The following is a 25,178-nucleotide window of genomic DNA, read 5'->3' on the forward strand; positions in this document are numbered from 1 at the left end:
GCTGACGAAAACATGGAAAAATCAGAGCAAAAGCTGCGAAAATACGAGCTTTTCCGCAGCAACCAACAGTGATCAGCTCTGACCTTTTCGATATTGTCCTGGGGTCATTCCCGTGCACTTTTTAAATAAACGATTGAAGTAACTGGGATTATACCCAAGGTTTTCTGCAATTTCATTGATTTGGTGATCAGTTTCGAGCAACTGCCGTTTTGCTTCTACGATGCGAACATTGGTTAAATAATCAATAAAGTTGACCTGCTTGGCACGCTTGAACTCCTTACTCAAAAAGATTGGGTCTACTTCGAAACGATCCGCAACGTATTCTAACGAAATTTGTTCATTGCGAAAATCAGATTGGATGTACTCCGCTACTTTTTGGATCATTTCACTATAAGAATTAGCGACATTTTCTTGCCAGAGGATGGAGACGGGTTTTAAGAAATGATGGTACAAAAAGGCTTGGATCTGATTGATGTCCAAAAGTCGTTCGATTCGCTCTAACACAACCGTTTTCGATACATAATCCGTTCGTGAGACCCCATTTTCATTTAAAAGGTAATCGACTTGATCGTACAGTCGATTGACCACATAGATCACCGCAGCCTGTTGATTGTTTTCTGCCACGACCTGTTCTAAAAACCGCTGGACACTTCGTTGCAATTCTTCATGATAGCCACTTTTCAGCGCTGTTAAAATCAAATTTTCTTGCGAAAGAGAATACTTCGGCAGCGGGCGCATTTTCTCTCCTTGAAGCACTTGATTTTCGGGAATCAACCGTTGCAGATGGATTTGCTTTTTGAGACGTTGGGCAACTTCAGGCAACTTGCGAATCTCTGTTTCTTGTTGCGAACTAACGATGGTGACATAACGGCAGACGATCAAATTGATTTGCTTGGTGATCATCGTGAAGTAATCTGTCAGTAGCTGCTCTTGATTGACCACAAAAACCAAAATCCGTCCTTCATTTGAAGAAACAATGGTTGATTCAGGGAAAAACATGGCTGTGACATCCGCTATAATGTTTTCTAAGGCAAACAAAATGTGGGTTTCATCTTGTGAATTTGCTTGATTGCTTAATAGATCATTGAGTTGGAAATAAAACAGGCGATACCCTTGGTCACTTAAGCACCAGTTTTTTTGCTGCAGTAATTGTTGCGATTCTTCCTCCGATAAATAGCCATAATACCCTTCCATCAAATGTTGGATCACTTGTCGCTTCAGCGAATCTTGAAAGCGTTCCGCCTGATTTTGCAACAATCCTTTTTCCCGACTTAATTGTTGCCAACGGTCCACCAAAAACTCCAGATCGTTTTCTTTTTTCCATTGGGTATTACCAAAGAGCTGATCCATCGTTTTTTCAAAAGGTTGGTATTGTTTTTTTGCCAAAAAGAGACTCATGACTGCCACACAAGCAATAAAAAGAATGCTTACGACGATCAGCACTCTAGCCAAATGAGTGACTGGCTCGGTAATCAATGCTAAGGGAACGACGGTATAAAACGTCCATATTTGGTTGAGTCGCGTACTGTTTACGGCGATCATGCTATAATCATTGCCATTGATCGATTCGACCCAGGTTCCTTGATGCTCCTCACTCAGCGGTTGGATAACATTCGCTAAGTTCTGATCGCCAATAAAACGAAAACTCTCATGATTAAAGGAAATCGCTGCGAGTCCATTTTCAATTTGAGTATCATAAAAATACTTTAACAATGATTGCTCGTCGATCGTTGCAACTAAAAAAATTTTAGGCTGATCTTCGCCTTGGCTATCAATGTTTTGTACAAAAATCAATTCATCCTCTTCTTCAATGATCTTCCACTGATACTGCCTACCATTATCGATCCGATAGCGTTCAAATGCTGTTTTGGTTTGCTCGAGCGTTAATTCATACGTGCCGCCACTTTCAATCCCAAAGGGCGCCTCTCCGAGCGAATAAATACCGATTCGATTGACATAATTGGAGCTATTGGTTAAGTAAAACAATTCTTCCGACAGCTGGATCAACGTCTGATAATTCGTCGTTTCCAATAAATCTTCTTGGTAGCGCCTTTGAAACGATTGCCCCCAAACGCTTAAAGTCACTTCCAGCTGCGAGAACTGTTGGTTGATGTTACTAACGATTCCTTCGACTTGGCGATTGTTTAGTTCTTGATACGATCGTTGTAATGGTCCGATCAAATAGGCATGCAAAAAGATTGCAACGGCTAATAGCGGCACGACGATCCATAGACTGGCTAGCTGCAGTTTTCGATGAAAACCGCCTGTTTTAAAGTACTTCATTCCCAAACACCCTTGTAATAGATTTTATGTAACAAATTGTCATGCGAAAAAACGCATGACAACCTATCCACAACTATTGAAGTGTATCATCCTTTGACGGATCCAATCAGCATTCCTTTGGCAAAATGTTTTTGCAAAAACGGATAGAAGATCAAAATTGGTAAAGTCGCCACAATGATGACTGCAAATTTGATTCCTTGTTCAGGCGGCACATAGTTTGGGTCCATACTTGCTAACGCATTGGCACCACTGGAGGCCATCGTGATCTGTCTTAACAATAACTGAATCGGCCATTTTGCTGAATCGTTGATATAGAGCAATCCACTCATGAAGTCGTTCCAGATACCAACGGCGTAAAAAAGGGTGAAGGTCGCGATCACTGGTTTTGATAAAGGCAAAATGATTTTCCATAAGATCCCTAGTTCCGTACAGCCGTCCATCTTGGCGGATTCTTCCAACTCGATCGGCATTTCTTGGAAAAAGTTTTTGATGATCATTAAGTTGAACGGATTGATCGCGATTGGCAAAATCAATGCCCAATAAGAATTGATCAGTCCTAAATTTTTCACCACGATAAACGTTGGGATCATCCCACCTGAAAAGAGCATTGCAAAAATCACGAGATTCAACAAGGTGTTCCGTCCTTTTAGGTGCTTGCGTGATAAAGGATAGGCAAAGGTGAAGGTACAGAAAAGCTGCACCAGCGTGCCAACGATGGTAACGCCGACCGTTACAAGCAAACTACGGATAAAGGTGTTGGTTGAAAAAATAAAGCGATAGGAGTCGAGACTGATCTCATTTGGCCATAAGAAAAACGAACGTGTGGTCAATTCTAACTCCGTAGCAAATGAACCGGCGATCACATAAATAAAAGGAATCACCATGAATAACCCAATCAATGCCAAAAATAGCGCATTAAAAATGTCAAATATTTTCCCTGCCTTCGTATTGTGTAAAGTATCCATCTTTTTCCTCCTTAGTATAAGCCGCTTTCGCCAAAGCGTTTCGCTAATTTATTGGTACAAAGTACGAGGATGATCCCAACGATCGATTTAAATAATCCGACGGCTGTTGAGTAACTGTAAGCGCCATTGGTGATCCCCATCATATACACATACGTATCAAAAACATCTGCTACTGTTCGGTTCAACTGATTGGTCATCAAGAAAATCTGATCAAACCCAGTAGACAAAATCGACCCGATCCGCATGATCAGCATAATGATGATCGTCGAACGAATCGCAGGCAAAGTGATATGCCACACACGACGAAAACGTCCTGCACCATCCATGATCGCGGCTTCGTATTGTTCCTGATCCACACCTGATAAGGCAGCTAAATAAATAATGGTCCCCCAACCGATCTCTTTCCAAATCGATTGCATCACGATCATGGGGCGGAACCATTGCGGGTCTGAGAGAAAATCGATTTCCACGCCTGTCAACGAAGCGATAAATTGAGTGATCGCTCCATGATCGATGTTGAATAAAATATGCCAAAGACTAACGACGATCGTCCATGAAAGAAAATGCGGTACATAGACGAAGGTTTGAATGGTCCGCTGAAACAGCTTGTTGCGTAATTCATTCAGTAACAGTGCCAAAAAGATTGGTGCTGGAAACGAAAAGAAAATGTTTAAAAAGGCAATCATCAACGTGTTCCACAAGATTCGAAAGAAATCAGGATTATTGAAGAAATCCATAAAATTTTGTGTTCCTACCCATGGGCTATCTGCGATTCCTAAAAAGGGCACATAATCTTTGAAAGCAATGATCAACCCATACATCGGCGCATAACGAAATACTGCAAAATAGATGATCCCGGGAATCGTCAAAATATAGAGCCATTTATTTTGTTTAAAATGGTTGAGAAAACTCCCCCATTGCTCTTTCGTTTTCGGCACTTTTTTTATTGTTGTTTCCATTCATTCTCCTCCTCTAATTCCGCTCCAATCAGTGCTAAACAACAAATCGTATTTAGCCCCCACTGTGACAACACATTGGTCGATACCCACGGCATTTCTTTTATTTTTTTCCACGTTGTCGCTGCTTCAATGGTCGCTTCGATCGGCAATGGAACACCCGATTTGTCATTATCAAGCAATAACTGCCAAGCCCTTTGACTGATTGCTCGATCGTTACGCACTCGCCCAGCAAAGGCCATCATCGTCGACGCAAACATTGGCCAGGCAAAATGAGGTTCCGTCAGTACCTCGTTTGACTCTTCTGCTTTTATTTCAGGACTCAAGCTATAAAACCAGCCAAACTCCCCTAACATCTCTGTCCACTCTGGGTCTTCCAGCACTTGAGCAAGTTCTAACCAAACTTGCGGCGCCCCAAAGGAGATGACCATGTGATAGCCGCCAAAATTCCCTGTTCCCATATAAGATAAGGTTTTGTCTTGTGGATCAAATAACACTGTGGGACCAGACAATAGGCGCTGGGGCATGGCTTTGATGCAGGTGATGCCGGTGCGAATTCTTTCAAGGTACACAGGATCATTCGTCCGTTCCCACTGGGTAAACCAGTTCGAGACTAGCGCAGCCCAATCTGGTCCGATGCGAATCGGTATCCGCTTCGTTTCTCGTTCATAAAACTCGCGCATCGGTGGTAACGCATCAAAAGCATAGGTTTCATTGTCTTTGACTTGTTCCATAATCTCTCCAATGCGTTCATCCGCTGTCAAATAGTAGTAGTAGCGATGGAGACCCGCCATTGAAATTCGAACTTCTTTGGCTTGGCAACCCCAATGAACGACATTATGCCGTGACCCTAATCCTTTGTATTCCCCAGCATGATACTGATCGACTTCTGAAGTATGTCTCGTCATGCTTTCAGCCAGATAGTAGACGCTTGGATCACCAGTCCGTAAGAAATCTAGCCAAAGCCACATGTTAGGGACCAATTCAGTGTTTTGCCAAGCGTACCCACCAAGATCGTAGCGCCACTGGTGTCGAAACTGATCATAGGTATGCATGACATCACCATAGTTCCAATAGCCATACCAACTTCTTTGTTGGACTTCTGCTAAATAGAATTGACGCATCTCAGCCAATTGTTGCTCCAGCAACTGTTTCGTTTTCGTTGATTCGTCTGGTAAACTGATCTTGCCAAAAACCCTCGTCTCTTGATAACGCTCTGGCAATGAAACGATCTGGGCAGGTTCTTGGTTTTCTTGAGCTAAGTCCAGCAACACTTCTTCTGACGGGGCTTCCTCATAAAGATCCAACCAACAACGCGTCGTATTTGCTACGCCAACTGCCGTCGAACGAATCTCTTCCATTCCTTCGTATCCGCTAAGCACATGATCCCGTTTGGAATAGTGCTGAAAATCCATTGGCTTGGCATTCGGTGACCACTGCCACATCGTGATTCGGGTTGCTTTTTGGGTGATGCCTGCCACCTCGATCGCAGATGGTGCTTTTTCCCAAAATTTCTCCATACTGCAAGCAACGCCGCCGGTTTCTCCCCCAGCGTAAAAGGTACCTGAATAACGCTCACCATCCCCAATGGGCAACCAACAGTACCCAGGTTCTGTCTGTTTTTCTAATTCAAATGACCGATGATTGATTTGATTGACCCGAAAATTGTCCCAAATAGCATTTTCCACCGCATGAGACAGCATCGGCTCGTCCGCTGGGGTCAATGAAACGAGCTGTCCACTGGCTTGTTCTTGATAGGGAATGTTTTGTTGATAGTGTCGCCGTGAAAGTAACAATTGCGCCGCTTCATGATACACAGCATCTGCAATAAATTTGACTTGTCGATTCCAATTTTCACCTGTCAACGCATAATCAAATGCTACCCCCATGCCTTCATAAGCAAGTGGTTTGATGATAATGACCGTATGAATGATTTCCAATTTGCTGATTTCGCGAAAGATACGGAACCGTAAAATAAACTCTTGCACCACTTCTTGATTGATCTCAATGACGCCCGATACTTTGATAACGGCTTTTTCTGAACCATTTTCTTCCAACATCAAGTCCGTTACTTTGGACTGCACCTTTTTGTTTTGGTATTGCAGGATTGCGTGAAGATCTTGCAATTTTTTCTGCCCATTGACCGCTACCCAGTCCAATACATTTTTCCCTTCCCCATGTTTCGGGAAGAAGCCTTTGATCGTACCGTTGTCAAAATAAATACCGTTGTATGCTTCCCTAGCAATCGCCTGTTTCTTCTGGACACGCTGTTTTCTTTGAAAAAGTAACTGCGTCGTTTCTGCCACCAGACCACTGTGTCCTGTCCATTTCACACTGCCATCTGGCCAGTAAGCCAGTACTTTCGTTTGCAGCGGCTCCTCCCCCAGCAAAAACAGTTCCTCACTTAGAACCTCAGGTTGTAAAGCTCCTTTTTCCCATGGATACCCAAAACTCAGCCCACGTTTTCCCTTAGGTTTATTTTTGAGCCATTTCAATGCCATGCTCGATTTCCTCCTCTTCCCTCTCTGCAGGTTGACCTGCATCGTTTTGTTGCTTTAGCTTTTGTTCATTTTCATCAAATAATTTCAAGTAAATCCCCATTGTGCCAATGATCCACATCCCAATACTTAAAAATGGCAGGAGACCGGGGAGAAAAAAGCTGATCGTACTACAAATCCCAAACCAAAGGACGCCTAAAAAGGTGCCAATAGGTTGAAAGAAAAGAAAGCGTAGTGAAGCGCCTAGGTACTTCTTCGTTGGGAGCACATAATATTCGTACATGCTAAGCAATGTATTAATCACAGCGATCGCGACGCATTGGCTAACGATCAATAGGATCAAGCCTGTTTGAGTCAATGCCGCTAAAAATCCTTGCTGGATCACTACCATGGGGCACAAATAAAAGAGAATGATCGGTAAGCCCAAGCGATTCGATCGCCAAAAGTTCCTGCGGTAATACCGAAAGAACGTTTGAAAAAAAGGCGGCGATTCCTGTTTAAGGGTTTTCTTTGCTACGTGGAATCCTGCTTGTACGCTAGGCGCCAGTCCAAAGATGATCCCACCTACTAGCGCACCTATAATAACGGTTACATTTATCAGCAAACAATAAAAGACAAAATCTGCTGCTTGATATGCTTTCTGCCATTTCATCACTGTTCCTCCTCTAAGGAATATACCTTCAAGTCTTTATAGCAGGCCTTCATTGGCGCCATTTGCCGAAATCCGATCGCTCCTTTGGTTAATACGGGACCAAAATGTTCCTCATTAAGGTACCTTAACACCAATAAGTCGTTGATCCAAAAGGTAATCGTTGCACCTACCTTATCGATTCTTAGGTGATAAAACCCTCGGGCATCTGCTACACTCGGAAGTGGATCTGCGCCTTGGGCGACCAGATGAAACCCATGGCTTTTGCGCAAATTACACGTTTCAAACGCCCGTTCCTCCTCATACTTTCTTCGAAAATAAGAAAGGTGGTAAGCATTGATCCCTCCAGAATGATACTCGGGATATGCCCCGGTTCGTTTGGGTACTCCAGAATCGAAGATCGAGCCACCCTTGCGATTGGCTGCTGCAAAAAAGAGCATACATAAGCCTGGTTCAGCCAGTGGTTGAAACTGCCAGGTGATTCGTAGGTCCGCTGGAAATTGTTGAGGCAGCCATAAAACAAAATGTGGTTGTTTGTTTGATTCTTCAGAATACGTATTTGCCAGAATCATCCCGTCTTGGAAAGTAATTTTGGGCTCTCCTTCAGCAATAAAGTGTTGAATATCTGCTGCTTGATTCAGCGGATTTTCATAGATCAATTTCGCTAACATTTCTTCTCCTTTTATGCGTATATGAGCTGCTTTTCTCTTTTCATAGTAAACTTGACCTACATTTCTAACAATTGACTTTTTTTGAATTCTTTGATATCAAGCGTTAGATTAGGGTTTTCATTTGCTTGTTTCCATTTTTTCTTTTCTGATTTCTCACTACCTGTCTCGTCTCACTTGACTATTACTCCATTTTATTAGCTGAAAAAAATTATTGAAAAAGAAAAAGGTTGAGAGCAAGATCCACTCAACCTTCTTCGACTGTCGTTATTGTGCTTGATGAAGGGCATTCGTTTCTTCCATCAGCTGCGTGCCTCCTTGATTCTTCCAAAGTTCGATCGCAGCTTCCCAACCCGCTTCATCGATTTGTCCTGCGATAAATTGAACCCGCGCATCACTAATGATCTGATCAAGCTGTGCCCCTTTTGTTACATACGTATCTGTATTATAGGAGGCTGCTGGGTTAAAGACAGCGTGCTCTAAATCAGCTTCCATCAATGACAATCGTTTTTCATAGCTTTCAGTAGCCGCTTCTGTATCAGGCTTAGCAATGTAGTACAGGGTATCTTCCGTTACATTCATCCCAATTTGTGAGTACCCTTTGACCGCATTGGCTAACGCTTCAGCTTCTGATCCTTCTAGTGCGACGGACATTCCATCCACTACTTCAAAATTGATTCCTTCGATTCCGTTGTTCAGCAATACCTGTGCTTCTTTATCATTTAATTTATCAAGGAACGTCAACACCTCTTTTAGATGTTCCTCTGTCTGGACACTCGACTTAGGAATCGCCAAGAAACCAGAATAGCCATCTGTCGGTAACGCATTCATCGTACCGCTATTATCTTTTAAATTCCCTGTAAAGACGACGAGGTCTTCTTCTCCAGCTTGCAATAATTTATTACTGATTTGTGCTGCTCGTGAATACGTATCAATAATGATCCCACCACGTCCATTGATAAACGGCTCATCCCATTTATCTGCTGCCATGGTTGCAAAATCACGATTGACATAGCCTTGTTCCACCATATCTTTAACAAATTGCATTGATTCTAGGTATTCTGGTTGCATAAAGGATGGCTCTAAAGTGCCGTCTATTTCTTTCCAAGCATTTCCTGCCCCAAACCAAGTAGCTAACACATCGTAAGGACTATTTGAATTGATCGAGCCAGGCCATTGGGGAATAAGCAAACCAAACGTATCATTTTCACCATTCCCATCGGGATCGTTCTCAGTAAATGCTTTGGCAATCTCATAAAGATCATCGATCGTTTCTGGTACCTCTAAGTTTAAGTTTTCTAACCAATCTTTTCGGATGATCACCGCCGTCCGCATCGCATCACGTTTCCGATAAATTCCGTACACTTTGCCATTCACAGAAGAATTACGCAAAACATCCTCGTTAGACTGAGAGAGATTAGGATAATCAGCTAAATAGTCGGTCAAATCCCAAAAAGCCCCATTTTCTGCTGACTTGATAAATCCTCCTGATTTTCCTTGAATGACCATCACTTCTGGAATATCATCTGAAGCTAACGTAATATTCATTTTATCCTCATAGGATGTATTGGGTGCCCAGGTAATATCAATGTTTTTGCCAGTGTAAGCTTCTAATTGTTTCAAAATCTCGTTGTCACTTGCAGGTGGTTCAGTTTCAATGTACGGCGATAAAATCGAAATCGTATCATAATCTGTTGTGGAACCTGCTTCCTCCTTCCCACATGCCGACAAAAAGGCGACTGATAGTAACCCCAAACCAAGAATCGTACTTAATTTTTTCACTACTTTTCCTCCTTAGATTTTGTTGTTGAGCTCGATTAAATAAACCGCTTTCAATACCAAAAGCATAACGAAAAGCAGGATTTCCAGCAATTGACATTTTTTGTTAATCGTTGATATATGGCTGGGTAGGGAGTTTTGCTCTACATTTGCAGGTATCGTAAATTATAGGAAAAAAGAATAAATAGTTCTTCGTGTTCTTAGTTCGCTCAATCAATTTAATTATCGCAGTTTTTCTGATTCCTATCATTCTTAAATTCTCGTTGTAGAAAAAGTAGCCTAAGTACTGATGTTCTTATTCGTGAGAGATTTGGAAACATCTTATCATGAAAAAAAGACCAACTCATTGGTCTTTTTTGATAATTCATCAGTTTTGTAGTACTAAGCGGATCACCACTCATTCATATCCGACAGAAAGAGTACTACCGCTCATACACATCATTTTGATCCAAGGTTGGCGCTAACGCAGTGACGATCGTTTCCACCATCTTTAAGTTTTCGACCCCTGCAATCTTGCCGAACTCGTCGGCATGGATGGAAAGATTTTTCATTGTTAGATTGCGGATCGGTTCTGCTGGGCTGGCCTCGATGAAGAAAGCACGCACGCTTTGTTGTCCTATTTTGGTAGCTTGCACGTTTTCAATATTAATGTCGCAGACCTTTGCTGGACCTACTGGAATAGCAGGCTGTGCCATCAATTTGTGCCAATAGTCGGGAATCTCTTCCGCATAATCAGCTGGCAGTTCTGGATAACTATAATCTGGGTACCAATTTGTTTGTAAGAGAAAAGGAAAGCCAACATCCTTCATCGTTAAATCCGAAGCAGTGACCTTGCGTATAAATCCACCTCGATTGTTAGCGGATTTGATCCGAAACCCTGCGCCAGTTTGCTCAAAGACGACTTTTTGGATTTTGATCTCTTCGATCCCACCTGAAGTTTCACTGCCAATGGCAATTCCTGAACCGTACCCTAACTGACAGTCTTTGATCGTGATTTTCCGACAGCTTCTTTGCTGGGCTAAGGCTTCTGCCCCACGTCCCGCCTTGATCGAGATATTGTCATCGTTGCAGGAAATGTAGGCATTTTGAATGGTGACTTCTTCACAGGAATCAATATCGATGCCATCAGTACTAGGCCCTTTTCCATTGTCTATCGTGATGCCGTCGATCAATATGTGGTGAGAATACGTGATTTGTGTATTCCAAAAACCCGACTGTACCGACGAAATATCTTTGATGGTTACTTGCTGACTTTCATAAACAAGGATATTTCGTGGACGCTTGCAATCATAATCTGCTGCCCAGCGTAAGCCTTTCTTTGCATAATCCGCCATCATCCCGCTGGCTTCATCTGTTCCCCAAAACGTTTGCCACCATGTTTCTCCACGACCATCAAGTTTCCCTTTTCCCGAGATCATGACATTTTCTGCGTGAAAAACATTGATCATCGCTGCAGGCCACTTCATATTGATCCCTGCGACCCGATTATCTACTTCGGGATAATCGGCCAGTTCTTGACTACCATACAGAATCGTATCCTCTGAGACAATCAAGTGCACATTGCTTTTTAAAAACAACGCGCCGATTTGATAGGCGCCGGGTGGTGTAATCACTGTTCCCTGCACAGTTGATGCTTGGTCAATTTCTCGTTGCAATAATTGCGTGATGTCTTCCATTCTTGCTTACCTCCTACGCTTTTGTTTTACGCTACAAATAGGTTTATCGATATCCATGACTTTTAAAAATTTGCGCATCGCCAACCTTTTTTCATCTATCATTTATTTGGATAGAACTAAGTGCTTCTTACTGGCGCTGTCCATCAAGTAAAGCGTTCCTCTTGGCACATCTCGTTGTCTTTTCCCATGTGCTTTCTGGCGTCCTTTTTTCCTACATTCTTTACTATAGTCCCCTTAGCGGCAAAAGAAAGTCCTTTTTGATTTCTGAGGATCGTCTTTTTTTGTAACGTCCTTTCTTGTTAGAAAAATGCGCCTTTTTGTCTACAAAAGCAAAAAGGCGCAACCTGTCAAGGAAGGAAATAAGGTGCTTACCTAACTGTTTCTCATTGGGAAAACCAACGCAGATCATTTCCAAAAGCTTGTTCTACGTGCGTTTCTTTTGCCCCACCATGGATAGTTCGACTGTTTCTTGGCAACTTATTGCGTCACTTATGGCCGCTCGATCAATGATCGCTGCCTCTTTAAAGCTGACCTCCTGACACTGTTCAAAAATCATTTTCTTTTGCCCTTTAGCTGATTCAAAGGCAACTGACTCAAAAGTAACGCGTTGGATCGGTGAAACCTGCTGTGTTTGTTCATCGACAAACCCTTTTAGCTCGACCAAAGGGTTCTGCCCTACGATACGGGTATTCTTGACCAAAATATCCGAAATGATCGGTAACTGTTGTGCTGCCTGACCATCGGCATTGTAAGCAACAGGATGAGCCATGAAACGATCCAACAGGCAATCGGTGATCGTCACTTGACGAATATAGCCACCACGATCATTCTGCGCTTTCAATTCTAGTCCATAAAGCGTATTGGTCAGTTGACAATCTCGAAAAGCGATATTTTCAACACCACCAGATTGCTCACTACCAATCGCGATGCCATGTCCCCCTCGAATAGCCAAATCAAACAGCCGAATATTTTTCGCTGGTCTATTGATCTGATTTCCTTCTGGATTTTTGCCAGATTTGATTGCGATACAATCATCGCCCGTATCAAAAACGGTGTCAAAAATCAGCAAATTTTGCGAAGAATCTGGGTCCCAACCATCGCCATTGTCGATGCCTTTGGACTGAATAGTCACCCCATGGGTCACAACGGTGTCACAGTAAATCATATGAACAGTCCAGCATGGTGGATCAATCAACGTCAGCTCTGTCAAATGGATGTTTTTGGCCTGCATCATACAGATCAAACGTCCCCTTACTCGTCTTCCAGGTTTTCCATCAGAAACATATTCTGGATACTGTTCACGGTCTGCATAAGGGTTTCGCATCGCTAGTCCTAATGGATTCCCGCCACCAATGATCGTTCCTTTGCCACAAAGACGGACATTTTCACAAACGATACGCCCTCGATCGCCCCGATCGATATACCCAATGTTGATCAATGAACGAAAACAAAACAATTCCCAGCCTTCATAACGGCTTAATGGCAACCCCTCTTGATTCACGCTCCCTAAATAATCGTGAGGGGCAACCCGATACGTTTCTATGTCGAGGCTTGCTTGCAATGTGCCATCTACCTGAAAAATCATATTGCTTTTTAGCTCCAACGCACCGGAAAGGATCACCGCCCCTGTTGGGATCCAGACTGTGCCGTTGCTAGGACAATCGTTGATCGCTTGCTGGAGAAAGGCGGTACTATCTTCTTTGCCTTCGCTATCAGCATGGTATGGTGCTTGCGTAACATCTAACACAACACTTTTTTTCTTTGTACGAAAGGTCGTCGTGACTGCGGTATTTGTAAGCAGACATCCCTGAAGATCGAGGCAGATGATCGTTACTTGATACGTTTGATCGGCAGATAAGTTTGTCAACGTCCAATGCGTCTTGTTTGTTGGTCTGGTTTGGATCAAATCGTTGTCTAAAAACAATTGATAACCAAAAATAGCTTGAGCGTGCAGCGGCTTCTCCCAAATAAGGGTCGCTTGATGAGCGCCGATCGTGCTTGGTACCACATGAAAATCAATTACTTGAAATGGTTGCATCGGTTTGTCCTTTCTTCAACGAATTCATTCAATAGAAAAAAGATATTCCAAAACAGCGAATATCTTTTTCCACACTTATTTAAGACCAGTCGTGCTGATGCCTTCAACAATGTATTTTTGGAAAATAAAGAAGATGATCAACACAGGCAGCAAGGAGACGACAGACATCGCGAACATCGCTCCCCAATTGGAGGTGCTGCTAGCATCTAGGAACTGCTTTAAGGCAATCGATACCGTGTAGTTTTGCGGACGTGTAAGGTACAGCATCGGTCCGATCAGTTCTTCCCATTTCCAATAGAAAGAGAAGATCGCAGCGTTTGCCAAGGAAGGCTTCATCAACGGTAGAATCACACGGAAGAAAATACCGACCCGTCCACAGCCGTCCATTTTTGCTGCTTCATCTAAATCTGTCGGGATCGCAGAGACAAATTGAACCATCATGAAAATAAAGAAAGCTTGTCCGAAGTATGAAGGAACGGTTACCGGACGAATCGAGTTAAGCCAGCCTAATTGATTGAACCAAAGATACTGAGGCACCATGATGATCTCTTGCGGCAGCATCATCGTGACCAAGATACAAGCAAACCAAAAGCCTTTTCCTTTGAAAGGAATTCGACCAAATCCATAAGAAATGACAGCCGAAGAACAGACCGCCCCTACCATTGAAATCAACGCGATTTGCAACGAGTTGAAAATATAGCGAATGAAGGGAATCCCTGCGATCCCTTCAAACCCCTTGGTAAAATTTTCTAACGTCCAGCTTCGGGGGATCAACTCCGTTGCCGTTCGAAAAATGTCACTACTAGGTTTAAAGGCACTAAACAGCAGCCAGAAAATCGGATAAAGCATCAGTAATGCAGCAACTAAGATCACGGCATCAAAGAAATAATTTTGTTTTTGTTCACGCATCAATCAAACCTCCTCGTTTTCTTTAAACACCCAAAATTTCGATGTTGCGAACAACAGAATCGTAATCAACCCAACGATGACCAGTAAAATCCACGCTAAGGCTGAAGCATAGCCCATTTTGAAATCGGTAAAGGCTCGTTGATACATGTACAAGGAATAGACTAACGTGCCGTTACGGGGTGAACCCGTCCCATTCGAAATGATAAACGCAGGTGTAAAGGTCAAAAAGGCCATGATCGTTTGATAGATCAGATTGAAAAAGATGATTGGCGTCAGGACTGGAACCGTGATATTGAAAAACTGTCTGATTTTTCCTGCCCCATCAATTTCTGCCGCTTCGTAATAATCTTTCGGAATATTTTTCAAACCGGATAAGAAAATCAACATCGACGAGCCAAATTGCCACGCTGCTAATAAAATCAAGGTCATCAACGCTAAGCCAGGACTTTTAAAGAAGTAGATCGGGTCTAAGCCGATCGCCGCTAGCACGCCATTGATCAACCCTGAATCGCCAAAAAGATTCCGCCACATGATCGAGACCGCCACGCTCCCACCTAAAATCGAAGGGATATAAAATAATACCCGATAAGCGCCGCTTAATTTCGATGGGCGGTTGATCAGCATCGCCACTGCTAATGCGACGATCAGCCGTAAAGGGACTGCCAACACAACATATTTCAGCGTAACAGTCAGTGACTGAACAAACTTGGGATCATTCGTAAAAATCGTCTTAAAGTTATTCCAGCCAACAAATTGCGCCTCTGTCAATAAATCATAGTCATGAAAAGACATAAAAAGAGAAATCCCCATCGGGACGATAATAAAAGCAAAAAAGCCAATGATGAAGGGTGAGATAAATAAGTAGCCTGTAACCATATTCTGTTTTGATTCTGGTAATCGATTAAACCAGCTTTTGAGTTTCCCAGGCTCTTTTGCCGTGGGTGATTTTGATTGTAGTTCCATAATTTTCACTTCCTACCTCCTATAGTTGATTACGCTTACAAGTTGATTTTAACGAAGTGCTTCTTAAGAATGAATAGAAAAAAAAGCACAGAAATGTGAAAAACTAGAGGACCTATATTTTTTTCCTCCAGTGCTTCTCCTAAAAAAACGCCTTTACTGAAAAAGTCAGTAAAGGCGCCGCATCTATGCTTATTGATAGTTTTCTGCAAAAATTTCTTCGCAGCGTTGCGTAAAGGCATCATAAGTTTCTTCTGGTGTCATCGTGCCATAAGTGATCTCTGCGTACAGCTCTTTAAAGTACGTGTTGATTTCAGCAAACCCAATTGGTGGGATTGGGGATGGATCACCGACGATGTCTGCAATATCATCTAAGAAATCAGAGGACTCTTGTTCTTCTGGTGTCATGTCGGCATAAAGCAATTCTTTGATGGCATCATTGGAAGGAATTCCCCGCTCAGTACCGATGATCTTATTGGCTTCTTCACTATTCACTAAAAAGTCAACAAACTTCGCAGCTGCTTCTTTTGATTCAGAAGCATTCGCGATCGAATAAAAGAACCCTGGTCGATACGCCATCGCCCCGTTTTCTGAGTCAAAAGGACGAGCCAAATTGATTTCGACATCTTCTGCGGCGGAGGCTTTATAGGTCAAGTATTGATTGGACCAAGTCATCATATAAGCTGCTTTTCCTTGTGAAAACGGATATTGATCCATACTGTTGGCATTGCTAGTCACTTCTGCGGTTGGCATTGCTTTGGCTTCCGTAAGATCTGCGATAGCCCCCATAAATTCAACCCAGTTTTCTTTGGTAAAACCGATCTCTGGTTTGCCGTCTGCATCGTATTGGTATAGATCTTCGCCTTTAGTACGTAAAAAGTATTGCAAAATCGTACTGTTGTCATTGTTATCGTTCCAACCGTAATCACCGGTTGCTTCAGCGATCGCTGCCGTACTTTCTACAAGGTCATCGAAGGTATAATTGCTAAAGTCAATCCCAGTGCCCCCTTGTTCTACCAATGATGGATTGTAGAGCATCGCCATAGTATTGACAGAAGTTGGTATGCCGAAAACGTTTCCATCTAACTCGCCTGTTGCTAAAATCGATTCTTTGATATCATCGGTTTGAATCTCATTGCCGATAAATTCCGACATATCTGCTAATTGATTTTTCGTTCCATATTGCGCAATGTACTGCACATCCATCTGGATCACATCAGGTAATTCTCCAGAAGCCGCTTTTGTCGCTAGTTTTTTCCAATGGTCATCCCAAGAACCATATTCATATTCAACTTTGATGTCAGGATTTTGTTTCTCAAATTCTTTGATCGATTCGATATACTTCTCGTGTCTGACTTCTGAGCCCCACCAGGTAAAGGAAATCGTCGTTTTCCCATCTGCATCAGCTTCTGAGCTTCCGCTACTATTGCCGTTATTGCCACAAGCTGCTAAGGTCGCACCAAGAAACAACAAGCTCGCTGCTTTTAAAAAAGTTTTCTTCATTCTTCTACACTCCTTTTTGTTTGCGCTTACAAGGTGATTGTAATGGAAATCCTCGTTAATAAAAATGAAAAAACAAGAGCAAATATGTGAAAAACTAGACTGTCGTTTTTGCTGAAGGCTAAGCCTTCACGGGCAATAGCTAGAAAAAAATAGAAAAACAGATGAAAAATGTAAAAAAACAGACATGCTCTATTTTTTCCAATATACTATGCTATACTAGCGTTGAAAAGGCTTACTTTTCAAAAAACAAGGTAGGTGGAAACAATGAAAAAAATACAAACCGGACTGTTTCGTCTTTTTACGGTAACAGCTTATTTTGCTAAATTAAACCTTTTATGGCTTTTCTTTACCCTTTTAGGGTTGGGGATTTTTGGCTTCGGTCCTGCCACCGCTGTCACGATCAAATGTTTACATGATTTTCGTAAAACTGGTCATGACTATTCAGCTGTTGCCTTCTGGCAAGCCTACAAGCAAGCCTTTCGCACCTTTTCCCTTTTTGGCATTGGACTATTAAGTACAGTACTCCTGTTGTTGTTTAACTTACGGATTACTCATTTTTTCCCTACTGAAATGGCTTGGCTGCGTCCTGTCTATTTACTTTTAACGATTCTCCTCCTTTACACTGCATTCATCAGCTTTATGACCTATGCCAAAGCCGAACAACACGCTTGGAAACAGACCTTGTACGTCAGTATCTTTCTAGTCTTTCGCTACCCACTGCAAGGCCTTGCCTTGTTGTTTACCTGGTATTTATTGTTTCTCTTATTGACTGCCAAAACCTCTTTGTTACTCGTCTTTGGACTGGTGATTTTCTTGTTCTTCGCTGAATTTTTTCATGGTCAGATGATTGAAAAAACCAAACAATTGCAAGCAAAGCGAGGCAGTGTCCATGAAGTCCCAGAAGCTGATCAATCACTTTAAAAAGCAGCCTTTTGAGCGACAGTTACATTTTGTCTTTTTTGCGACGGTGGCAATTATCGTCTCATTGGCTGTTCTCCTGACCTTAGTTTGGCGACAAGTCTACATGGCGCAGCTGAAAGAAGCCGCGTATAAAGATGTCTCGATCATTTCAACAAATATCGCCAAGCGTTTAACTGCCGTCGAAACCCTCTCTTTTCGCATTATCGATAGTGCACCGATCCAAAATGGCCTACAAAGGATCTTGGCACAAGATTCCTTGCAATCCTTAGAGGCGATCGACCAAAAGAATGCCTTAAGTGCAGAAATCAACGCCCTCGTACGCAATGAATCAACGATTCAAAACGTCTATCTCTTTACCCCAACGAACGAAAACATGATCAACTTTCTAGCCGAGACCGACCATATCTTTAATGGCCAAACCATCAAAGATATGATCGAGACTTTGCCCGATAAGCCTGCCAAAGGGAGTTGGTTTTTTGCAAAAGACCTTTCTCAAGGCGTCTACCTGCGAAAAATCTATTCAACAGCCGATCTTTCTTTAACCTATATTGGTACGGTGATATTTCTAGTGAATACGTCCTTCTTTCGTAACGAGATCGAAAGTCTTCCCATTGTCTCCGAACAAAACCAATTTTTCATGGCGTATCAGAACCAATTTTATAGTACCGCAAATGACGAGCAAACCCTCGCTGCGGATCAAAATACCTTGCAGCAAAAAATGGAAACCTTCCAGCGATCGATCGGCTCCATGACGTTTGATAATCGCCAGTACTACTACGCAATGGATCGGAAGACGATGCCGAATATGACCTTCATTTATTTACTGCCTGAAAATCAAGTCTTAGCTGATCTTTATAAACTACAAGGCCTTTCCATCGCTGTGAGTTTGCCTTTTTTATGTTTGATTATTGTTGTGATTCGGAAAATAAGCAATCAGCTGACCCGCCCTTTAGCTGACTTGGCTTCGCAAATGGCCGTTCTGCGGAAAACGAAAAAACTGGCCTCTTTAAAGACCCTCGCTGTCCCAGAAAATAGTCAAGAAGAGATCATGGTCCTTTATGAAAGCTACAATACGATGATCGATGAATTAAATGCCTTGATCAAGGACAATTATGAAATGCGTATATTGTCCCAAGAAATCGAATTTAAAGGATTGCAAGCGCAATTAGATCCACATTTTCTATACAATACGTTAGACTCGATCAACTGGATCGCCATTGAAAATCAGCAGTGGCAGATCTCAGAGATGGTCACCTCCCTTGCCTATTTGTTTCGAAAAAAAATCGATACCAAGTCTGACTTCACAACGCTACAAGATGAATTAGATATCGTGCACGCCTATATCAATATTCAAAACGTTCGCTTCGGGAAACGGATCGAGTATATCGAAGTAATTTTGGTGAATGACTTGTCCTTTAAGATTCCTAAGTTACTGATTCAACCATTGATTGAAAATGTCTTTAAATACGCCGTCAATGATATGAAGGAGACGTGTCGCCTCGTCCTTACGATTGAACAACAAGCAACCTTTCTCCAAGTCAGTGTCTCTGACAATGGCCCTGGTTTTAAAGCCAACTTCTCGATTGAAAAAGAAGGCGGCATCGGATTGACCAATATTCAAAAACGATTGCAACTGCATTATGGTGATCAAGCGTCCTTAGCCATCGTCTCCTCGATTCCCTTCAAAAAGACGACGGTGCGCTTTGTGATCCCCTTAAAAGGAGTGAGTGAAACATGAAAAATATCCTCGTTGTTGACGATGAACCCTTGATAGCAAATGGTGTGGCTAACCTCGTTGCTTCTTTTGATTTCCCATTAGTGGTCAAAGGAATTTACACAGACAGTGAAGAAGCCTTGGCATTTTGTCAGCAAAACACCATCGACATCGTGATTACCGACATCAATATGCCTAAAGTCAATGGACTTGCCTTGATCAAAAAATTAAAAGCCATCAATCCTGCGATTCAAATCATTATTTTGACAGGCTTTGGCAGCTTCTCCTTTGCCAAAGAAGCGATGGCTTTAGGGGTCAAATTTTTCCTTGAAAAACCTGTTTTTCCGAGCAAGCTTTCAGAAGCGTTGGCTGAGACGATCGAACGTTCTGAACGTCGTCAAATGGAATCTACCCTCTATTTAAAACAACAAATTGAACAATACATCAATAGCTGCGGAGAAGAACCGCTGCCTGAATCGTTCGTTTTTCCATTTTGTATGTACTTATTTGATTCGAAATTCTATCACGCCATCGCCAAGCGGATCGAAAGCTATGAGAACCATCACGAGTTGGTGATCGGTCATCAAAACAAAGTTGGCTATATCCTGAACTTCAGTACGGAAAATACCTTTAATCTCTTTTTTAAAACGAAGGTACAGGCTGCGCATCTAGGAAAAGGGATCGCCATCAATTGCTGGGTCGAAACCCCCGAAAAATTTTTACTCAGTTATCATTTAGGCAAGCGGAACTTGGATAAGGAGTTTTATTTTGATACCTTTGAAGTCATCCAAGAAGCCCAAATCTCACAAGAAAATGTCTATGAAAATAGTCTCTATATGGAATACCGTGAAAAACTTTTGGCATTGATCGACAAAGGCGAACTGACTTTAGCCCAAGTTCTTACGGAAAACTTTTTTTCTACCTGTCGCATGGAGCTTTACCCTGTCCAACTATTGCGGCTGCAGGTCAACGATTTGTTATCGGCAATTTTTGAAAACCATCGCATCAAAAAAGACATCTACTTTGATGACTATTCCCCAAAGATCATGCTCTTGAATAATTGGCACGAACTCCAGTTTATGCTGCTTCACTGTATCGATTTGATGCGGGGCAGCTTAGACGATAGCGAGAACATGCAGCTGTCCCAAAAAGTCAACCTGATCATCGAAGAATATTATGACCATGAAGCATTGTCATTGAAATGGATCGCCGCCCATCTTTTGTACTTAAATCCTGAATACTTAGGAAAAACCTATTACAAAGAAACCGGGATTCGCTTCAATCAAAAATTAGCCGAATACCGCATCCAAAAAGCACAAGAACTGCTGAAGAAAAACTACAAAGTCTACGAAGTGGCAGCGATGACGGGCTTTAGTAATGCCCCCGAATATTTTGTTCAAACGTTTAAAAAGATTACCGGTATGACACCAAAGAAATTTTTGAAGCAGCAAGAAAAAGCACTTCTCTCTTAACGTTTCTTCTATCCGAAATGACTGTGTTGCTATTTCAACAAAAGAGGTAGTCCGCTCACATTCGTGAGCGAACTACCTCTTTGACTAACCAGTAATTGATGTCAAACAATTGATGCGACCGTGTTCGTTTTAAGAAATAAACATTTTTGTCTAGCTTACAGCGTAAAGACTTCCTTTAACTCCTGTGTCACTGGCGAATCATCCGGATTTGTTTCCATAAGTTCTGCCATGTACTGCCACCATTTTTGGTTGATCTCGGTTGCCGCTAACTGCTGCCAGCGGGTTTCATCTTCAATCTCAAGGTAGCCAAACAACGCAAGGCTTTCTGGATCTAAAAAAATCTGGTAGCTTTTCGCCCCGTGTGCTATGAGCTGTTCTTTTAGTTCTGGCCATAGTTCGCGATGCCGTTTTTCATATTCTGCTTCATAACCATGATGTAGCTTCATCCGAATCGCTTTTTTGATCATCTTTGTCTGCTCCTCTCTTTATTACGTAAGGTGTTCTGCTTAACAAAATGAAACCAATAGTTCAGTAAATGCTAAAACTGTCAGTGATTGCCCGTAAGGCATTGCCGTAATCGCGATATTTTTGTAGTACGCCAAGTCTTCTCCCATTCCAGTACCGATGGAAACATTTTGGACTTCTCCATCTTCTGCGACTTGTTCGATCAAACCGGCTAACGCTTTATAGGCAACATCTTCCCAAGCTTTGTCAATGTAACGCTTATGAACGGCTTTTAAAATCCCATAGGCAAAACCAGCCGTCGCGGAAGCCTCCACATACGAGCTAGGATCGTCTAACAAGGTGTGCCACAGGCCACTTTCATCTTGCATTTCTTGCAAGGCAGTTAGTTGGTCTAAGAGGGTATTGATTAAGAAGCCACGTAACGCATCTCCTTCTTGCAAGTCGAGAATTTCAATGATCTCAGGAATCGCAATGGTGATCCAGCAGTTGCCTCTTGCCCAAAGCGCTTGTGCATAATTGTGGCGTTCTTCAAAGGTCCAGCCGTGGAACCAAAGCCCAGTTTTTTTATCCACTAAGTATTTGATATGGATCATAAATTGTTGTTTTGCTTCTTCGATATAAGCCGGACGATTCAGCAACATGCCAATTTTCGCCAAAGGCAAAGCGGTCATCATCAAGGTATCGTCCCAAAGCTGGTTGCGATTTTCTGGTCCATAGGTCGCATGCTGCAGACCATTTTCATCGGTTCGCGGCATATCATGCATGACCCATTCCGCCCATTGTTCAAGGTAAGGCAAGTAACGAGAATCTTTGGTGTCTTCATAAAGATACGCCATTGCCAAAAGCGGCGCCATCGTGTTGACATTTTTAGGCGGCGCGCCTTCTAACATCCGCTGCTCAAACCATTCTTCCACAACTTGGAGCGCTTTAGGATTTTTGGTGATTTGGTAGTTTTTATAAATGCCGTATAGTCCCACCCCTTGCGGCCAGTTCCAAATCCCCCAGCTTTTATCATCAACGATCAAGCCGTCAAAGTCTAATAGAAATTCGCCATTATCATCCTTGATCGTCGTTAAATTTTCGATCATGCGATCAATTTTTTCTTCTACAACACGTTTTTCCACAAATAACTGTTCTAAAATCACCATTGGGTTCATCCTCTCATTTCTCTTTGATAGATTGATCGTAACACGCTTACATTTACACAAAAATAGCAGTTATTGACACTTTACTATCTATTCTTGTATGATAAAAACAAACGAGTACGAAAGGAGCCAATCATGGAGAAGCAAAGTGCGGATACGATGATCAACGATCGTTTTGAGGCCTTTCATATCAAAGACATCGTAGAAGAAAACAATACCCTTTATCATTACCATAGTTTTTATGAGATTCACTGTACCTTAAAAGGATCAGCGGTCTTCTTTATCGATGGCGGAGAATTCCCTCTAGAACCTGGTACGATCATCTTGATTCCTCCAAACGTCTTGCATCGAATCGTTCATCAAACTTCTGATTTTTTCGAGCGAACCTACCTGTATATCAATCCTAGTTATCTCGCTGCCCTCTCCACTACCCAAACAGATCTCACTGCCTGTTTTCGTAGCAACGGCGGCATCAACAGTCGTATTTTATCGATCGATGCCGACCAACTAGACCAGCTATTGCGTCCTTTACGCAAAAAAACGGATAGCAATTATGGCACCGACTTACTTTATCAAAATCATTTGATTGCGTTTTTGATTTCCATCAATACGATTGCCTATCAGGAAAAAGAACCGCTATTTTTATCCGACTCACTCTATAAAAATAAAGACATTTTGGCTGCTATTACCTATATCAATCAGCATTTGACCGCTGATCTCTCCTTAGATACCGTCGCCAAAGCCCTTTTCATGAGCCCATACTCGCTTTCAAGGACCTTCAAAAAAGAAACTGGCGTCGCCTTTCATGCCTATGTGGTAAAGAAACGACTCTTAAAGAGCAAAGAAATTTTACGTAAAACCAGAAGCGCCACCGCCACGTTCGAAGCTTGCGGCTTCAACTCCTATACCCATTTTTTACGCTGCTTTAAACAAGAATTTCAGCTGACACCAAAAGAATTTTTACAAGAAGAAGCCCAAAATCAGTTTGTCCGTTTTACGCATTTTGCAGGGAAAAAATAGCAAGCAGATGAAAAGCGTCCACCATTGGCTCGTGTAAAAAAAGAGTTCCTGCTTCTCTATCCTGAAATTACATGACACAATACAAAAAGAATGACACATTTTCTCGTGTCATTCTTTTTGTATATTATAAAACTTCCCCATTTGAAGCGATCACTTTTTTATACCACTCAAAGGATTTTTTCTTGGTTCGTTTCAAGGTACCATTGCCTTGATCGTCTCGATCCACGTAGATAAAGCCGTAGCGTTTACTCATTTGACCCGTGCTGGCTGCTACAAGATCAATACAACCCCAAGTAGTATAACCAAGTAGTTCCACGCCATCGATCATCACCGCATCTTTGAAGGCTTGAATATGTTTTTTTAAATAGTTGATCCGATAATCGTCTGCGACAACCCCGTTCTCATCAGGGGTATCGATCGCCCCTAACCCATTTTCTACGATAAACAACGGTTTTTGATAGCGATCATACAATTGATTCAATGAATTTCTCAGTCCTAACGGATCAATCTGCCACCCCCACTCAGTCGATGGTAGATGTTCATTTTTAATTGATGGAAAGAGATTCCCGGTCGCTTGCGCATAGTCTTCTGGATGGGCACTGACCGTTCGCGAACAGTAATAAGAAAAACTGACAAAATCAACAGGAGAAGCCGCTAAAATCGCCTCGTCTTCAGGTGTCATTTTGATCGTTAAGCCTTCTCGCTCAAATTTTTTCAAGGCATAATTGGGGTATTTGCCTCGGGCTTGCACATCGATAAAGAAATAGCCTTCGCGATCACGATTGATTGCTTCTTGGTAATCTTCAGGTCGGCAAGTATAAGGATAATGACTGCCGCCAGCCAGCATACAGCCGACTTTATTGGTCGGATCGATCTCATGAGCTTTTTTGGTTGCTAAGGCACTGGCGACTAACTGATGATGCGCTGCTTGGTATTTGATTTCTTGACGATTGTCCCCTTCTTTAAAGACGATCCCGCCACCTACAAAGGGCTGATGTAGCAAAATATTGATTTCATTGATCGTCAGCCAATATTTGACCAACCCGCGATAGCGCTGGAAGACGGTTTCCGCATAGGTCACATAGAAATCAATGAGCCGACGATTTTTCCAGCCCCCAAATTCCTTGATCAAATGCAGCGGAACATCGAAGTGGGCAATCGTGACCAATGGCTCGATTTGATGTTTTCTCAATTCTTTGAAGATTTTCTCATAAAAAAGCAGTCCTTCTTCGTTGGGCGCTTCGTCATTGCCATTTGGAAAAATCCTTGACCAAGAAAGTGACATCCGATACACTTTAAAACCCATTTCGGCAAAAAGGGTAATATCTTCCATATAATGGTGGTACATATCAATGGCCGTTTGGGCTGGATAAAAAGAATCTTCCTGCCATTCTAACATCTTCAACTCACCAGCAGCGACTCTTGCGCGATCAGGACCAGTTGGTAAGAGGTCGACATTTGATAAGCCACGTCCTCCTGCTAATACACCACCTTCTGCTTGATTGGCAGCCGTTGCACCGCCCCATAAAAAATCATCTGATAATCCCATGTTATTTC

Annotated in this window: 19 protein-coding genes; 4 read left to right on the forward strand and 15 right to left on the reverse strand. The window is 42.4% G+C overall.

Annotated features, from left to right (window positions below):
• Positions 1 to 72: 72 nt before the first annotated feature.
• From IGK63_RS12310 to IGK63_RS12365, 12 genes are all read right to left on the reverse strand, one after another.
• Positions 73 to 2,283, reverse strand: coding sequence for a helix-turn-helix transcriptional regulator (locus tag IGK63_RS12310; RefSeq protein ID WP_008380767.1), 2,211 nt, complete (start codon positions 2,281 to 2,283; stop codon positions 73 to 75).
• Between the two features lie 86 nt (positions 2,284 to 2,369).
• Positions 2,370 to 3,248: a carbohydrate ABC transporter permease gene (locus tag IGK63_RS12315; RefSeq protein WP_005234200.1), complete on the reverse strand. Its 879-nt coding sequence runs from the start codon at positions 3,246 to 3,248 to the stop codon at positions 2,370 to 2,372.
• A gap of 11 nt (positions 3,249 to 3,259) precedes the next feature.
• Entirely contained in the window at positions 3,260 to 4,207 is a 948-nt protein-coding gene (locus IGK63_RS12320) for an ABC transporter permease (protein WP_005234199.1), read from the reverse strand.
• Entirely contained in the window at positions 4,192 to 6,705 is a 2,514-nt protein-coding gene (locus IGK63_RS12325) for a hypothetical protein (RefSeq protein ID WP_005234198.1), read from the reverse strand. Before IGK63_RS12325 ends, IGK63_RS12320 begins: the two co-directional genes overlap by 16 nt.
• Positions 6,680 to 7,354 (reverse strand): YesL family protein, encoded by a 675-nt coding sequence (locus tag IGK63_RS12330; RefSeq protein ID WP_005234197.1) that lies wholly within the window; start codon positions 7,352 to 7,354, stop codon positions 6,680 to 6,682. Before IGK63_RS12330 ends, IGK63_RS12325 begins: the two co-directional genes overlap by 26 nt.
• On the reverse strand, positions 7,354 to 8,022 hold the full coding sequence (locus IGK63_RS12335; RefSeq protein WP_005234196.1) for a DUF1961 family protein: 669 nt from the start codon (positions 8,020 to 8,022) through the stop codon (positions 7,354 to 7,356). The genes IGK63_RS12330 and IGK63_RS12335 overlap by 1 nt, the downstream gene beginning before the upstream one ends.
• A gap of 264 nt (positions 8,023 to 8,286) precedes the next feature.
• Complete coding sequence (locus tag IGK63_RS12340) at positions 8,287 to 9,801, reverse strand: extracellular solute-binding protein (protein WP_016612692.1); 1,515 nt, start codon at positions 9,799 to 9,801, stop codon at positions 8,287 to 8,289.
• 419 nt (positions 9,802 to 10,220) lie between these two features.
• On the reverse strand, positions 10,221 to 11,474 hold the full coding sequence (locus IGK63_RS12345; RefSeq protein ID WP_016612693.1) for a glycoside hydrolase family 28 protein: 1,254 nt from the start codon (positions 11,472 to 11,474) through the stop codon (positions 10,221 to 10,223).
• Positions 11,475 to 11,898: 424 nt separating this feature from the next.
• On the reverse strand, positions 11,899 to 13,512 hold the full coding sequence (locus tag IGK63_RS12350) for a glycosyl hydrolase family 28 protein (protein ID WP_429972516.1): 1,614 nt from the start codon (positions 13,510 to 13,512) through the stop codon (positions 11,899 to 11,901).
• A 75-nt stretch (positions 13,513 to 13,587) separates the two neighbouring features.
• The gene (locus IGK63_RS12355) at positions 13,588 to 14,421 is read right to left on the reverse strand and encodes a carbohydrate ABC transporter permease (RefSeq protein WP_005234188.1); all 834 of its coding nucleotides are present in this window, start codon (positions 14,419 to 14,421) and stop codon (positions 13,588 to 13,590) included.
• 3 nt (positions 14,422 to 14,424) lie between these two features.
• Positions 14,425 to 15,384, reverse strand: coding sequence for a carbohydrate ABC transporter permease (locus IGK63_RS12360; protein ID WP_016608843.1), 960 nt, complete (start codon positions 15,382 to 15,384; stop codon positions 14,425 to 14,427).
• Positions 15,385 to 15,573: 189 nt separating this feature from the next.
• Positions 15,574 to 16,884 (reverse strand): ABC transporter substrate-binding protein, encoded by a 1,311-nt coding sequence (locus IGK63_RS12365; protein ID WP_016612696.1) that lies wholly within the window; start codon positions 16,882 to 16,884, stop codon positions 15,574 to 15,576.
• Positions 16,885 to 17,148: 264 nt separating this feature from the next.
• Between IGK63_RS12365 and IGK63_RS12370 the strand changes: the two genes are divergently transcribed.
• The 3 genes from IGK63_RS12370 to IGK63_RS12380 are packed head-to-tail and all read left to right on the forward strand — an operon-like array spanning position 17,149 to position 20,991.
• Entirely contained in the window at positions 17,149 to 17,805 is a 657-nt protein-coding gene (locus tag IGK63_RS12370) for a DUF624 domain-containing protein (RefSeq protein WP_010749870.1), read from the forward strand.
• Positions 17,774 to 19,543, forward strand: coding sequence for a sensor histidine kinase (locus tag IGK63_RS12375; protein ID WP_008380747.1), 1,770 nt, complete (start codon positions 17,774 to 17,776; stop codon positions 19,541 to 19,543). The genes IGK63_RS12370 and IGK63_RS12375 overlap by 32 nt, the downstream gene beginning before the upstream one ends.
• Positions 19,540 to 20,991, forward strand: coding sequence for a response regulator (locus IGK63_RS12380; protein WP_005234181.1), 1,452 nt, complete (start codon positions 19,540 to 19,542; stop codon positions 20,989 to 20,991). The genes IGK63_RS12375 and IGK63_RS12380 overlap by 4 nt, the downstream gene beginning before the upstream one ends.
• Positions 20,992 to 21,146: 155 nt before the next feature.
• On the opposite strand, the gene rhaM is transcribed toward IGK63_RS12380, so the two are convergent.
• Both rhaM and IGK63_RS12390 read right to left on the reverse strand, forming a co-directional pair.
• The gene (gene rhaM / locus IGK63_RS12385) at positions 21,147 to 21,458 is read right to left on the reverse strand and encodes an L-rhamnose mutarotase (RefSeq protein ID WP_016612698.1); all 312 of its coding nucleotides are present in this window, start codon (positions 21,456 to 21,458) and stop codon (positions 21,147 to 21,149) included.
• 39 nt (positions 21,459 to 21,497) lie between these two features.
• Positions 21,498 to 22,604 carry a glycoside hydrolase family 88/105 protein gene (locus tag IGK63_RS12390; RefSeq protein WP_010749873.1) on the reverse strand — a complete coding sequence of 369 codons (1,107 nt, stop codon included), beginning with the start codon at positions 22,602 to 22,604 and terminating at the stop codon, positions 21,498 to 21,500.
• A 132-nt stretch (positions 22,605 to 22,736) separates the two neighbouring features.
• On the opposite strand from IGK63_RS12390, the gene IGK63_RS12395 reads away from it, so the two are divergent.
• A complete protein-coding gene (locus tag IGK63_RS12395) occupies positions 22,737 to 23,621 on the forward strand; it encodes an AraC family transcriptional regulator (RefSeq protein WP_016612700.1) in 885 nt (294 codons plus the stop codon).
• 124 nt (positions 23,622 to 23,745) lie between these two features.
• On the opposite strand, the gene IGK63_RS12400 is transcribed toward IGK63_RS12395, so the two are convergent.
• On the reverse strand, positions 23,746 to 25,170 hold the full coding sequence (locus IGK63_RS12400; RefSeq protein WP_016612701.1) for a 6-phospho-beta-glucosidase: 1,425 nt from the start codon (positions 25,168 to 25,170) through the stop codon (positions 23,746 to 23,748).
• Between the last annotated feature and the right edge of the window lie 8 nt (positions 25,171 to 25,178).

It is taken from the genome of Enterococcus sp. AZ040 (assembly GCF_050499185.1).
GTDB lineage: Bacteria > Bacillota > Bacilli > Lactobacillales > Enterococcaceae > Enterococcus_D > Enterococcus_D entomosocium.

Bases quoted from the DNA above. Each gene is read 5' to 3' on its own strand.
- IGK63_RS12310 (WP_008380767.1), bottom strand. From the start codon at position 2,283: ATGAAGTACTTTAAAACAGGCGGTTTTCATCGAAAACTGCAGCTAGCC.
- IGK63_RS12315 (WP_005234200.1), bottom strand. From the start codon at position 3,248: ATGGATACTTTACACAATACGAAGGCAGGGAAAATATTTGACATTTTT.
- IGK63_RS12320 (WP_005234199.1), bottom strand. From the start codon at position 4,207: ATGGAAACAACAATAAAAAAAGTGCCGAAAACGAAAGAGCAATGGGGG.
- IGK63_RS12325 (WP_005234198.1), bottom strand. From the start codon at position 6,705: ATGGCATTGAAATGGCTCAAAAATAAACCTAAGGGAAAACGTGGGCTG.
- IGK63_RS12330 (WP_005234197.1), bottom strand. From the start codon at position 7,354: ATGAAATGGCAGAAAGCATATCAAGCAGCAGATTTTGTCTTTTATTGT.
- IGK63_RS12335 (WP_005234196.1), bottom strand. From the start codon at position 8,022: ATGTTAGCGAAATTGATCTATGAAAATCCGCTGAATCAAGCAGCAGAT.
- IGK63_RS12345 (WP_016612693.1), bottom strand. From the start codon at position 11,474: ATGGAAGACATCACGCAATTATTGCAACGAGAAATTGACCAAGCATCA.
- IGK63_RS12350 (WP_429972516.1), bottom strand. From the start codon at position 13,512: ATGCAACCATTTCAAGTAATTGATTTTCATGTGGTACCAAGCACGATC.
- IGK63_RS12355 (WP_005234188.1), bottom strand. From the start codon at position 14,421: ATGCGTGAACAAAAACAAAATTATTTCTTTGATGCCGTGATCTTAGTT.
- IGK63_RS12360 (WP_016608843.1), bottom strand. From the start codon at position 15,384: ATGGAACTACAATCAAAATCACCCACGGCAAAAGAGCCTGGGAAACTC.
- IGK63_RS12365 (WP_016612696.1), bottom strand. From the start codon at position 16,884: ATGAAGAAAACTTTTTTAAAAGCAGCGAGCTTGTTGTTTCTTGGTGCG.
- IGK63_RS12370 (WP_010749870.1), top strand. From the start codon at position 17,149: ATGAAAAAAATACAAACCGGACTGTTTCGTCTTTTTACGGTAACAGCT.
- IGK63_RS12375 (WP_008380747.1), top strand. From the start codon at position 17,774: ATGAAGTCCCAGAAGCTGATCAATCACTTTAAAAAGCAGCCTTTTGAG.
- IGK63_RS12380 (WP_005234181.1), top strand. From the start codon at position 19,540: ATGAAAAATATCCTCGTTGTTGACGATGAACCCTTGATAGCAAATGGT.
- rhaM (WP_016612698.1), bottom strand. From the start codon at position 21,458: ATGATCAAAAAAGCGATTCGGATGAAGCTACATCATGGTTATGAAGCA.
- IGK63_RS12390 (WP_010749873.1), bottom strand. From the start codon at position 22,604: ATGGTGATTTTAGAACAGTTATTTGTGGAAAAACGTGTTGTAGAAGAA.
- IGK63_RS12395 (WP_016612700.1), top strand. From the start codon at position 22,737: ATGGAGAAGCAAAGTGCGGATACGATGATCAACGATCGTTTTGAGGCC.
- IGK63_RS12400 (WP_016612701.1), bottom strand. From the start codon at position 25,170: ATGGGATTATCAGATGATTTTTTATGGGGCGGTGCAACGGCTGCCAAT.